Here is a 12,877-nt window from a genome sequence, read left to right on the forward strand (position 1 = left end):
CGGCGGACTCAGACCTTGAAACGCGAGACGCCACTGCGCAACCCGACCGCTACCTGACTCAACTCGTCGATGGCGAAACTGGCTTGACGCAATGAGTCGACGGTCTGGCTGCTGGCATCCGCCAACTGAACCAATGCCTGATTGATCTGCTCGGCCCCTGTAGCCTGCGCCTGCATCCCTTCGTTGACCATCAGCACACGCGGCGCCAGGGCCTGGACCTGATGAATGATCTGCGACAGTTGCTCGCCCACCTGGGTAACCTCATACATGCCACGACGCACTTCCTCGGAAAACTTGTCCATGCCCATTACGCCGGCAGACACGGCCGACTGAATTTCACGGACCATCTGCTCGATGTCGTACGTCGCGACCGCAGTCTGGTCAGCGAGACGGCGAACTTCGGTAGCGACCACCGCAAACCCGCGACCGTACTCGCCGGCTTTCTCGGCCTCGATGGCAGCGTTGAGCGACAGCAGGTTGGTCTGGTCGGCCACTTTGACAATGGTCACTACCACCTGATTGATGTTACCGGCCTTCTCGTTGAGGATCGCCAGTTTGGCGTTAACCAGATTGGCAGCACCCATGACCTGATGCATGGTGTCTTCCATGCGCGCCAGACCCTGCTGACCGGAACCTGCGAGGATCGAAGCCTGATCAGCAGCCGACGTGACTTCGGTCATGGTACGTACCAGATCACGTGAGGTGGCGGCAATTTCGCGCGAAGTCGCGCCGATCTCGGTCGTGGTCGCGGCGGTTTCAGTTGCAGTTGCCTGCTGCTGTCGTGAAGTGGCAGCAATCTCGGTGACCGAAGTTGTGACCTGAACCGATGAACGCTGTGCCTGGGAAACCAGCGCAGTGAGCTCGGTCATCATGTCGTTGAAACCTGTTTCAACCGCGTTGAATTCATCCTTGCGGGCCAGATTCAGCCGGGTGCTCAGGTCGCCGGTGCGCATGATGTCCAGAATGCGCACAATCAGTTGCATCGGCGCGGTGATGGAGCGCATCAACAGCAAGCCACAGGCCGCCGCCGCCATGACTGCGATAAAGAGAGAAAAGACCATGCTGATCTTTGCGGCCAATACCGCGTTCACGATACTTTCGGTGGCGGTGTCAGCGAGTTTCTTGTTCCCGACAATCAGCTCGTTGAGCTGTTTGCGACCGTCGCTCCAGATAGGATTGAGCTCGCCATAAAACTCAGTCCGCGCGCCTTGGTAATCACCACGTTCGTACTTGGCATGCACGTCGGCCAACATGCGGGAATAGGTCTCACGGCGTTTTTCGAACATTGCAAAGCTGTTACGGTCAGCCTCATCGAAAATGGATGTCTTGTAGCCGTTCATTTGTGTCTGAAGACTGTCGTCAAACCCTTGGAACTGGTCCTTCTCCTGCTTGGTCAGTGGACGTCCCTGACCTTCACCGATCAATTCCAGCGTGCGAATGTAACTTTCGCCCCAGGCGCTGCGAACCAGCGTGCTGTAGTAAACCCCCGGCAGTGCATCGAGGCGAACCTGTTCTTCACTGGACTCAATGGACAACAGGCGGGAATAAGACACCACGACCATCAACAGCATGATTGCAATGATCACGGCGAAACTCGCCAGAATGCGTTGGCGCAAGGTCCAGTTCTTCACGGTCAGCCCTCTGAAGTTCAACAACGGCGTCTGGCCGTGTTCAAGAAGCGGACCGATCGCGGCCCAAGCGGCGTGAGTATAGCCCAGCCATCTGAGCATAAGCGTGTCATATGAAAATGAAATCAATGGCCGTTTGACGCCATGCTGAAAGCTCATGAAATCAGCAATTTACGGGGCAATAACCCTTCTCGACCGGCTCTATGGCTGGCCCTGGACCTGCGGCGGTGGAGGCGTTGGGCGGATGACGGCGTGAGAGCCGTTAGTTGATTTCAAGTGAACAGCAACAGCATGCGTTACAGGAAATACACGCGGAGTTGTATGTCGGCATCACTTTCTTTCGACAGGGCGTGGTCAGGATTTACATTTACCCTGGGATTATCAATAACAATGAGTGGGTGGTCCTTCACCCATGCGGCAGGCAAGTAATCGTCAATGCAACGAAGGATCACCGGCGAGCTGAACGTTACTGAGCATCTCTGACCTGAGTCTCAAGTTCAGCCTTGAGGCCAGGATCAAGTTTCAGTTGACGGGCCAGTTCATCCAGGTAGGCGCGCTCCATGAAGTGTTCCTGATCCACCAGCATCACGCTGGCGATATACATTTCAGCGGCCATTTCCGGCGTGCTGGCTGATCGCGCGACTTCGGCCGGGTCCAGAGGCTTGTTCAGCTCAGCCTGAAGCCAGTGCTGCAATGTCTGATCTTCACTCAATTTGCCGAACTCTTCCTCGATCAGCGCACGCTCCCGCTCGTCGACATGACCATCGGCCTTGGCGGCTGCGACCAGCGCGCGCAGTATCGCCTGGCTATGCTGCTCGGCTTCGGATTCAGGCAAACGATCAATGGTCTGCGGCTCTCGCTGGTTGGCGAGACCCTGGCTGGCCTGCCAGTTGTTGTAAGCCTTGTAAGCCAGCACACCCAATGCCGCCAACCCGCCGTATTTCAACGCTTTGCCACCGACGCCTCGCGACCCTTTGCCCCGGAGCAGGCTCATCGCACCCGCTGCCAGCGCACCGCCGCCAGCCCCGGAAAGCAGACCACCCAGGCCTCCCTGACTGCCGCTCTTCCCGCCGCCCAGCAGGCTACCCAGGCCGTTCATCAAGGAATCGCTGCCCGAAGAGGGTTTGCCGGATTTACCGCTCGTCTTGTCCTGCAACAGGTTCTGGCCAGATTTCAACAACTGATCAAGCAAGCCACGCGTATTCACAGAAAACCTCCACTGGTTTTATCGGATGAATGATTGACCAGCAGGTTGGAGATAAGTCGCTCGCCCCCAATCACCGGTGTGCTTCGAGATGTTGCAGACAGTCAGTGCCCTATCCGTCTGTATCATGCTTTGAACGTTTGTTTCAGGAACATGCAACCGGCGATCAAGGATCCGGTCAATTACTTGCCGTCGGGAACACCTGCCGCGCAAAAACAACTCACATGAATGCTCTGCCGATACAATGGCACTCGAATGAACGTTATCGCTCCGTGAAGCGACCTATGGAGAGTTTGCCCCAAGTGATATCACGTGTTGGTTTTCCGGCAGGCAATAGCGAGGCAGCCGCTGTCATCCGGTCCAATGATTGGAGCACGACTTCGCTCGGACCGATGGATCAGTGGCCCTCGTCGCTCAAGAACGCGTTGAATCTGCTGCTTAACTCGCCTGAATCAATGTACTTGCTTTGGGGGCCAGAGCTGATTTTCTTCCACAACGATGCCTATGCGCCCATTCTCGGTCCGCGCAAGGACCATGCTATAGGCGCATTCATGCGCGAGCTATGGGCGGACGTGTGGGATCAGGTTGCCCCGCTGGTTAACGATGCACTGGCTGGCAAGGCTGGGCGCTGGCAGAACATGCCGTTGGTCATGGCCCGTTACGGGCAGGTCGAGCAAACCTGGTGGTCATTTTCGTTTTCACCCCTGATAGATGAGCATGGCGTGACGGTAGGTATGCTCTGCCTGACAACCGAAACGACACAGAACTATCTGGATCAACAGGCCCTGAAAGCCAGTGAAAACAAACGACTGGAGCTGATTGGCGAACTGATCGAGCTGGAGCGCCAGCAAACTGCCAAACTCGAACAGCGCACGCTGGAGCTCGATACATTCTGGAATATTTCACCCGACCCGCTGGCGGTGCTCGACTTCAACGGCATCTTTCTGCGCGTCAATCCAGCCTGGTCGACCCTTTTGGGACGCGAATCGCGAGAACTGGTCGGCACGTCGATCATGAACCTGTTGCATCCGGACGACGTCGCCAGCACTCAAAAAGCGCTGGAACACACGATTGAGCACGTTCTGCCACTGTTCGAAAATCGCCACCGGCATGTGGATGGCAGTTATCACTGGTTCGGCTGGACGGCAGCATCAGGTAATGGTCTGATTTTCGCGCTGGGCAAACTGTTGACCTACGAAAAGCAACGTATCGAAGCACTGCGGGCTGCCGAAGAAGCACTGCGCCAATCGCAAAAGATGGAAGCGGTCGGGCAACTTACCGGAGGTTTGGCGCACGATTTCAACAACCTGTTGATGGGCGTCAGCGGCAACATCGAAATGCTGCAATCGCGCGTGCAGAAAGGTCGCTTTACAGAACTGGACCGTTATATCGGTTCTGCGCTTGAAGGATCGAGACGCGCCGCGTCGTTGACACATCGACTCCTGGCCTTCTCCCGCCGCCAGACGCTGGCGCCAAAAGCCACTGACATCGACCACCTGATTGCAGGAATGGATGAACTGATAAGGCGCACCGTCGGGCCAGCCATTGATATGCAGGTGCGACCGACTGCAGGGCTGTGGTCGATCATGGTCGATCCGCCCCAGTTGGAAAACTCGCTGCTCAACCTGTGCATCAACGCCAAGGATGCCATGCCGGACGGCGGTCAGTTGACCATCGAAACGCGTAACTGCCAGTTGGACGCGACAACGGCTGCCAGGCACGAATTGCCCATGGGCCGCTATGTTGAACTGTCGGTCAGTGACACCGGCACCGGAATGACCAAAGAGGTGATCGGACGGGCATTCGATCCGTTTTTTACCACCAAACCGATCGGCATGGGCACCGGCCTGGGTTTGTCGATGATCTACGGTTTTGCACGCCAGTCCGGCGGCGGCGCGAGCATCGAGTCGCGGGTCGGACGAGGCTCAAGAGTCAGCATTTTATTGCCGATGGTCGAAAGCGAGGCCGAAACACCTCCGCATGACCACAGTGTCGTATCGCTTCCGTCTCCCAGTGCTGCGGGGGAGACCGTATTGGTGGTGGACGATGAGGAAGCTGTGCGCAATCTGATCACAGAGGTGCTTGTTGAGATGGGTTATGCGGTACTGCAGGCTGAACGTGGCTCAGAGGCGCTGATCATCCTGCAATCGAAAGCTGCGATTGATCTTTTGGTGACCGATGTGGGGTTGCCGGGTGGCATTAACGGCAGACAAGTTGCGGATGCAGCAAGGGCGGTTCGCCCGGACCTCAAGATCCTGTTCGTGACCGGTTACGCCGAAAACGCCGTGTTGGCTCACAACACCCTGGAGCCGGGCATGCATGTACTGCCCAAGCCGTTTTCGATTGCCGTGCTGGCAGCCCGGGTGAACGAGCTGCTGAACGGCGACTGACAGGCCGGTCAGGATATCGCGTCCGCAACCCTCTTTTTCAGATCGCCGACGCCCAAAGTCAATTCAAGGCGTCGGCTTGCGACTTCATCTTGCGGTGCCGTTCAATCGCGCAAATCCGACTCATGAATCGGCTGATCGCGATGGGTTGCACGCTGATACTGGGCTGGCCACGTCGCCAGTTTGCCGCCAAGGTCATCGTCGGCATGCAACGGCCAGTAAGGATCACGGAGCAGTTCCCGGGCGAGCAGAATAATGTCCGCCTGTCCGGTACGCAGAATATGCTCGGCCTGCGCAGGATCGGTGATCATCCCCACGGTACCGGTGGCAATCCCGGACTCCTTGCGCACGCGCTCGGCAAAACGGGTCTGATAGCCAGGCCCTACCGGGATCTCCGCCTTGGCGGCTGTGCCACCTGACGACACATCCACAAGATCAACACCCAGCGCCTTGAGGCGACGCGCCAGCTCTACGGTTTCATCCGGGTTCCAGCCATCTTCCACCCAGTCAGTCGCCGAGACACGAACGAACACCGGCAACTCTTCTGGCCAGACAGTGCGTACGGCTTCTGTTACCTGCAACGTCAGGCGAATGCGGTTTTCGAACGAGCCGCCGTACTGGTCAGTACGCTGATTACTCAACGGTGACAAAAATTGATGCAGCAGATAGCCGTGCGCAGCATGGATCTCGACCACCTTGAAGCCGGCTGTCAGCGAACGTCGTGCCGTATCGACGAACGCTTTGATCACCTCCTGGATCTGGGTTTCGCTCAACTGGACCGGGACAGTGTGCTGAGGATCGAAGGCAATTGCAGAAGGCCCGACCGGCGTCCAGCCGCCTTGATCCTTCGCGATGCTGCCGTGCCTGCCCAGCCAGGGACGCCAGGTACTGGCCTTGCGTCCGGCGTGTGCCAGCTGAATACCGGCTACGGCACCCTGAGCGGCGATAAACCGGGTGATGCGTTGCAGTGGTTCGATTTGCCCGTCATGCCACAGACCCAGGTCTTCGGGCGTGATGCGGCCGTCTTCAGTGACCGCAACAGCTTCGCTGATCACAAGTCCCGCGCCGCCCACCGCACGACTGCCCAGATGCACCAGGTGCCAGTCGTTGGCCAGGCCGTCGACGCTGGAATACTGGCACATCGGCGATACAGCGATGCGATTGCGCAGGGTCAATTGGCGCAGGGTATAGGGCTCAAGCAGCAGGCTCATGGCAACCTCTCATGTCTAGGAATCAGGGTGTCCAGGCTCTGTTCAGTGAACAGATCTTTTGGACAGAGCCTAGTCGACAACCCGGGAGCACGAGGGGTTCCTGCCTGTTCTCAGCGGGGCGCGATGTGAACCACCATCAACTGCACGGTTTCGTTACCGCGAAATTCGTTGAGATCGAGTTTATAGGCCAGTTCGACCCAACGGATGTTCGGGTTGGGCCAGATGTCCCGATCAACACTGAAAGCAATGCCATCAAGCTTGACGCTGCCGCACTCGGTCTTGAGAACCATCTTCAAATGCCGCTCGCCCACGACGCGCTGCTCGACCAATTGAAAGACGCCGTGAAACAACGGCTCAGGGAAGTGCTGCCCCCACGGCCCTGCGTTGCGCAACGCGCGGGCAAGTTCCAGGTGAAACTCTTCGACCGCCAGCGAGCCGTCAGACAGCAAGCGCCCGGTCAGGTCCTGCTCATCGAGCTGACGACGGACTTCCTTGTCGAACGCTTCGGCGAACGCCGGGAAGTTTTCTTCAGGCAATGACAGGCCGGCCGCCATTGCGTGCCCGCCAAACTTGCTGATCAGCTCGGGATGACTGGCTGCCACAGCGTCCAGCGCGTCGCGGATGTGAAACCCTGGCACTGAACGCGCCGACCCTTTGAGCACACCCTCCCCTGCACTCGCGAAGGCGATGGTGGGACGGTGATACCGCTCTTTGAGGCGCGATGCGAGGATGCCGATGACGCCTTGGTGCCAGTCAGCGTCGAACAGGCACAGACCAAACGGCATCGACTCCAGCGGCAGGTCCTTGAGCTGGGTCAGCGCTTCACGCTGCATGCCTTGCTCGATTGATTTGCGGTCCTGGTTCAGTTCGTCCAGTTGCACAGCCATTTCCCGCGCCAGCGTCGGGTCGTCGCACAACAGGCATTCGATCCCCAGGCTCATGTCATCCAGACGGCCGGCGGCATTCAGGCGCGGTCCGAGAATGAAACCCAGGTCTGTGGAGGTGATACGGGAAGGTTCGCGTCGCGCCACTTCAAGAATCGCGCGCAGCCCAGGACGGGCGCGGCCGGCACGGATACGCATCAGGCCCTGATGCACCAGAATGCGGTTATTGGCGTCGAGCGGCACGACGTCGGCCACGCTGCCCAACGCCACCAGATCCAGCAGTTCGCCCAGATTGGGCTGGGTCCGCTGATTGCTTTCAAACCAACTGGTGTCACGCAAACGGGCACGCAACGCCATCAGCACATAAAAGATTACGCCGACGCCTGCCAGGGATTTGCTCGGGAAGGTGCAGCCGGGTTGATTCGGGTTGACGATAGCATCGGCCGCAGGCAGTTCGTGACCCGGCAAGTGGTGATCGGTGACCAGCACTTGCAGGCCAGCGGCCTTGGCCGCAGCAACGCCCTCGACGCTCGAAATGCCGTTATCCACGGTAATCAGTAACTGCGGCTCGCGCTGCAATGCCACCGCCACGATTTCCGGCGTAAGCCCGTAGCCGTACTCGAAACGGTTGGGCACCAGGTAGTCGACGTGGGCTGCACCCAACAAACGCAAACCCAGAACACCCACGGTGCTGGCGGTGGCGCCATCAGCATCGAAGTCACCGACGATCAACATGCGCTGCCCTTCGCGCAGTGCCGTCACCAGCAGGTCGACAGCGGCATCGATGCCCTTGAGTTGTTGATAAGGGATCAATCGCGCCAGACTCTTGTCCAGCTCAGCCTCGCTCGCCACGCCGCGCGCCGCATACAGGCGGGTGAGCAAAGGCGGCAAGTCGCCAAGAAAAGGCAGGGTGTCAGGCAACAGGCGGGGTTCGATGCGCATGCGTTCAGCTGGTTCTCAGTATTGGAGCGATAAATGTTTCTTGATACAGGTACGAACGATGATCAGCCTCGTTCGCCGGTCAACCACTGCAACTGGACTTCATGCTGACCGCGGTCATCGGTGACGAACACGGTGCCTTCGCTGATCATCACGTCCCATTTGATGACCCGCGGCATGTCCTTGGCCAGCACTTCCAGAACGTCCTGCGGCACGGCGGCGATGTTGACGTTTTTCAGATTTTTGATGGCAGGGACCACCTTGCCTTCCCAGACGCGCAAGCTGCCGTAGGCCAGCAGGCTGGTGCGTTCGGTGCGACGCGAACACCATGTCAGCCGATCGGCATCCGGCTGCCCGACTTCAATCCAGTGAAGAACACGATCGTCCAGGCTTTTTTCCCAGAGCGCGGGTTCGTCTACATCAGACAGGCCACGTCCGAAGGCCAGCTGCTCGTTGTACCAGAACGCGTAGGCCAGCAAACGCACGGTCATGCGCTCTTCTGTTTCGGAGGGATGACGGGCAATGGTCTGTTTGACGCTTTCGTAAACACCACGATCAAGATCGGTCAGGTTGAGTTCGAATTTGTAAGTCGTGGACGGCTGGGCCATGAACGGGCTTCTAGTATCTGGAGGAAAGACCGCAAGTCTAACCGATGCTGGCCTCCCGAACGAATCGACAGGACAATGGACCGCCGTTGTTGGCTGAAACCACAATCACTCGAAAGCTCGCGCTTACTTGCCGGGGCCGGAAAATGGGTTAGCCTGATGGTCAGGAGCCCTCGCGACAAACAGCCGAGCGTACGACAATGGTTCACAACGGACGGGTAGAATTGTCATTAATGTGACGCCAGCGAGTTGGCACAACTCAAAGGCATGCCACTCGGCGCATGGACCTATCGAACCATTTTCGGGGATAACACCAGCGAATGCCCTTTCGTGACCCGCACCGCGCACTACTCCGCCTGCTGCTCGCCATGTTTTTTGTGGCCCTGCCTTGCGTGAGCCATGCGCGCGAAACGCTGACCTGGCTCTTGCGCGACTTGCCGCCATCGACGATTTTCGCGGGTTCGATGCAAGGCCAAGGGGCGATTGACCAATTAATGCCGCTGCTGATGGCCCGGATGCCTGAATACGACCACGTTCTGATGCATGTCAATCGGGCCAGAGGTATGCAAATGCTGACCGAAGGCAACTCGCTCAGTTGCGACCCCACTCTTTTATGGACACCGGAACGGGCCAGGACCATTGTTTTCTCGGTCCCTGCCTTTGTAATGTTCAGCAGCGGCCTGATCATGCACAAGCAAGACCTGGCCAGGGTCGAACCCTTCGTTTCCGAAGGCAAGGTAGATTTTGCGGCGCTGATGGCCAGCAAGGTCATCAAGCTGGGGATTGTAGCTGAACGCAGTTACGGCGGGATTATCGACAAGACGTTACAGAACACCCGCCCAAACGAACTGAGCCTGCATTACGGGAGCGATGCGATGGGCAGCCTGCTGCAGATGGCACGGGCAGGACGCTTGCAGGGGCTGCTCGGCTTCTGGTTCGAAACACGCTATCAGTCCATGCAGCAGGGTATCGACCCGCAAGAGTGGACGTTTTTGCCCATTCAGGGCAACCCGGTCTATCAGTCGGCTTACATCGGCTGCAGCAACACCGCTGAGGGTGAGCGGGCCATCGCGCTTATAAATCAGGCGATGCTGGTGCTACGCGAAAGCGATCTGATGGGCTTTTACGCCCAATGGCTTGAGCCCGAACAGCGGCAGCGCTATCTGCAGGACGTCAAAGCAATTTTCGACGCCAATGAAACCCGGTAACGATCCCGACATCAGCAAGGCAAAAAAAGAAACCCCGAACAGAGGGGAGACTGTTCGGGGTAAACATGACCCATTCAGGCCAGTACGTCAGACCTTGATCGCCGGAGCACAACGATCAATCCTGCCGTACTTGATGAGAGCACTCAATGCTTTCAGGGTTCCGCACCACACGTGTCAAAATGCAGGTGCGGCAGTAAACACGCGACCTATGGCCGCGTTGCGCATCGCGGCAATGACGCACGGCTCGATCCTGCCTTCAGCGACCATCAGATCTCGACGTAACCCATCGACAACGTCCGTCAACTGGCGCTTGTCGCTCAACTGATCGGCTGTAAATGTGCGCGCAATCACGCGTGCACCGGTTGTATCGTTCAGCGTCACCAGACGCTCACCTCGAGAGCCCGCCTGACCAATGACGGCCTGGTAGGGAGCCAGCGCTTCGCTTAGCAGCAAGCTGATATTTTCCATCCGGATCACCACTCAACAGTTTGAATGCAAAGGTGCTTACCAATGACCATCGGCGATGACGGAAAGTTCTTTCCATCGCAGGGTCGAGCGCCTGCCTGAATTCGAGCATGCCCCTGAAATGTGACAGGGAAAAAACAGGACACCTACGTCCACGGCTGTGTCCCAGTATGAAACTGTTACAGCCAGTGTGCTGACTCGTCATCATCGTGTAGGAATATTCGTCAAAAATAAGCTCAAATCCCTACAAGTAGCCCTATCAAGGCACCGCAGCCATAAACAATCGTCTCAGATGCAATACCATTGGCCACCCTTTATTGGAGCTAGACCTTGAGCGCTTGTACTGATCTTCCGTTGCGGATCATCGTGGCTGATGATCACCCCATTTTTCTCATAGGTCTGCGCGTGGTGCTGGAGCAGGACGATGCCGCCAGAGTCATTGCCGTGGCGAGTAATCCTGATGAACTGCTGGCCGAGCTCGCGAGGCACTCCTGCGATGTGCTGGTGACCGACTTCATGATGCCTGTGGAACAACAGAATGACGGCCTGCGGCTGTTGCAACGCATTCAGCGGGACTTTCCTGCGTTGCCGGTCGTGGTGGTGACTACGCTGAGTAATGCGGGGCTGTTCCAGGCCATGCTGGCACTCAACGTCAGAGGGCTGCTGAGCAAGGCCAGCGTGGCCGGGGAATTGCCGGACGCGATAGAAGCTGTGCGACGCGGCCAGATATTCCTTGCAGACTCGGTGCGCTGCGTCCTGAACGAAGCGCAAACACGTGGGTCCGACACGCTGGTAGCGTTCGAGCGACTGTCACCCAAGGAGCTCGAAGTGCTGCGCCTTCTTTCGGCAGGCTCGGCCGTCGGGCAGATCGCGGCGAAGTTGAACCGCAGCAAACAGACGGTCAGTGCCCAGAAGGTCAGCGCCATGCGCAAACTGGGGCTGACCAATGACGCGGCGCTGTTTATCTATCTGCAGGAACACGGCCTTTCCTGAACGTCTGGAGACAACCGCTCCGGATGGATATGCCGGCGCTCGTCCAGCCACTGACTCAGGTCAGCAGCGCTCATCGGACGTGCGATGAAGTAGCCCTGGATGGCAGGTGCGTCGAGCATCAAAAGGCTGTGAAAATCGTCAAGCGTCTCGACACCCTCGACCACTACAGTCATGGCCAGGCGCTTCGCCATGAGCATCGTCCCGGCCACCACCGCTGACTTGCGAGCATCTTCCGCCATCCCACGGACGAATTCAGTGGGGATTTTCAGCTCACTGAAAGGCCACTGGAGTAATCGTTCAATACTCGACGCGCCCATGCCGAAGTCGTCGATGGACAATCTGCAGCCATGCATGCATAGCCTTAACAAACCTTCCATTTGCCATGCCTTCGGCTGCTCGGCGTCCTGCTCCAGCATCTCGAGCGTCAGCACGTTTGCTGGCAGTTGGTAATCTGCCAGCGCCTGCAGGACCCGCTCAGAAAAGTCAGCCTGCTGCAGCAATTGCGGAGCGATATTGACTGCAACGGGCAAAGCCTGACCATGAGAATTCATTCTCTGCGCAGAAAACTGCAGGGCCTGATCCAGAATCCGCCAGGTCAGAGGGGCCAGGAGCCCTTCGCTCGCGACGGTTTCCAGAAAGCGCCCCGGCGACAGCAGGCCATATTGCGGATGTTGCCAGCGGGCCAGCGCTTCAACGCCCAGTACCGCACCGTCGAGACTGACCTTTGGTTGAAAATGAGCGATCCACTGCGCGGTGATGCGGTTCATGTCAGAGAGGGTGCAGGCGGATGGGATAAACAGTTGTTCTGCACTCAAAAGCCCTGACCCGGAATCGTCCGGCAGGTCTTCATCGGGCAACTGCCGAGCGCGCTCATAGACCTCGATAAGTTCGTGCAAGGCCGCGGCGCAAGTCGGTTTCTGAAGACAGCCCAGCACCTCCAGACCTTGACCGAGCGCCAATTGCGCAACGCCCTCCAGCACACATTGATCGGTACTACTGAGCACGATCAGCGCATTGGCCTGTTTGTCCTGCGCCAGATGACGAATCAGATCCAGCCCATCGGGGCCGTCCATCTGCAAATCACAGATAGCGATATCAACCGGCCCGCGGCTCAGCAGTGACAGTCGGGCAGCCTCGACGCTGTCGGCTGTCAGCACATCGAATACCTGATTGGCATTGAGCATCTGGTGCAGCGCCATCAACTGAAAGGGATGGTCTTCGAGGATCAGAACCTTGAGTGAACGCACAGTCATGCCTAAAGAGTCAGAGCCGTCGGGGCCGGGGAAACCGTACTCTAGACACACCCGGACGCAAACCCCATAGGACAAGTCCTAAACTGAGTCTCGCGGCCTC

10 protein-coding genes are annotated in these 12,877 nt (G+C 58.0%); 3 read left to right on the forward strand and 7 right to left on the reverse strand.

Features of this window, described 5'->3' with window-relative positions:
• Positions 1-8: 8 nt before the first annotated feature.
• Entirely contained in the window at positions 9-1,631 is a 1,623-nt protein-coding gene (locus tag KDX37_RS09125) for a methyl-accepting chemotaxis protein (RefSeq protein ID WP_231652447.1), read from the reverse strand.
• Positions 1,632-2,094: 463 nt separating this feature from the next.
• Positions 2,095-2,835: a tellurite resistance TerB family protein gene (locus KDX37_RS09130; RefSeq protein ID WP_231652346.1), complete on the reverse strand. Its 741-nt coding sequence runs from the start codon at positions 2,833-2,835 to the stop codon at positions 2,095-2,097.
• 299 nt (positions 2,836-3,134) lie between these two features.
• Here KDX37_RS09130 and KDX37_RS09135 point away from each other — a divergent pair, with 299 nt between their 5' ends.
• Complete coding sequence (locus KDX37_RS09135; protein WP_231652448.1) at positions 3,135-5,222, forward strand: hybrid sensor histidine kinase/response regulator; 2,088 nt, start codon at positions 3,135-3,137, stop codon at positions 5,220-5,222.
• Positions 5,223-5,323: 101 nt separating this feature from the next.
• Here the strand turns inward: KDX37_RS09135 and KDX37_RS09140 are convergent, their stop codons facing one another.
• The 3 genes from KDX37_RS09140 to KDX37_RS09150 form a co-directional block, all read right to left on the reverse strand.
• The gene (locus tag KDX37_RS09140) at positions 5,324-6,430 is read right to left on the reverse strand and encodes an NADH:flavin oxidoreductase/NADH oxidase (RefSeq protein ID WP_231652347.1); all 1,107 of its coding nucleotides are present in this window, start codon (positions 6,428-6,430) and stop codon (positions 5,324-5,326) included.
• A 110-nt stretch (positions 6,431-6,540) separates the two neighbouring features.
• Entirely contained in the window at positions 6,541-8,256 is a 1,716-nt protein-coding gene (recJ, locus tag KDX37_RS09145; protein ID WP_231652348.1) for a single-stranded-DNA-specific exonuclease RecJ, read from the reverse strand.
• Between the two features lie 62 nt (positions 8,257-8,318).
• Positions 8,319-8,861, reverse strand: coding sequence for a YaeQ family protein (locus KDX37_RS09150; RefSeq protein ID WP_231652349.1), 543 nt, complete (start codon positions 8,859-8,861; stop codon positions 8,319-8,321).
• 317 nt (positions 8,862-9,178) lie between these two features.
• On the opposite strand from KDX37_RS09150, the gene KDX37_RS09155 reads away from it, so the two are divergent.
• The gene (locus KDX37_RS09155; RefSeq protein WP_406641825.1) at positions 9,179-10,066 is read left to right on the forward strand and encodes a TIGR02285 family protein; all 888 of its coding nucleotides are present in this window, start codon (positions 9,179-9,181) and stop codon (positions 10,064-10,066) included.
• A 174-nt stretch (positions 10,067-10,240) separates the two neighbouring features.
• Here the strand turns inward: KDX37_RS09155 and KDX37_RS09160 are convergent, their stop codons facing one another.
• Complete coding sequence (locus KDX37_RS09160; RefSeq protein WP_231652350.1) at positions 10,241-10,534, reverse strand: DUF3509 domain-containing protein; 294 nt, start codon at positions 10,532-10,534, stop codon at positions 10,241-10,243.
• A 327-nt stretch (positions 10,535-10,861) separates the two neighbouring features.
• On the opposite strand from KDX37_RS09160, the gene KDX37_RS09165 reads away from it, so the two are divergent.
• Positions 10,862-11,524, forward strand: a complete 663-nt coding sequence (locus KDX37_RS09165) for a response regulator (protein WP_231652351.1) — start codon at positions 10,862-10,864, stop codon at positions 11,522-11,524.
• Here the strand turns inward: KDX37_RS09165 and KDX37_RS09170 are convergent.
• Positions 11,497-12,777: an EAL domain-containing response regulator gene (locus KDX37_RS09170; RefSeq protein ID WP_231652352.1), complete on the reverse strand. Its 1,281-nt coding sequence runs from the start codon at positions 12,775-12,777 to the stop codon at positions 11,497-11,499. The two genes, KDX37_RS09165 and KDX37_RS09170, sit on opposite strands and share 28 nt — an antisense overlap.
• Positions 12,778-12,877 lie beyond the last annotated feature (100 nt).

The sequence above is a fragment of the Pseudomonas californiensis genome, assembly GCF_021147775.1.
Lineage (GTDB): Bacteria > Pseudomonadota > Gammaproteobacteria > Pseudomonadales > Pseudomonadaceae > Aquipseudomonas > Aquipseudomonas californiensis.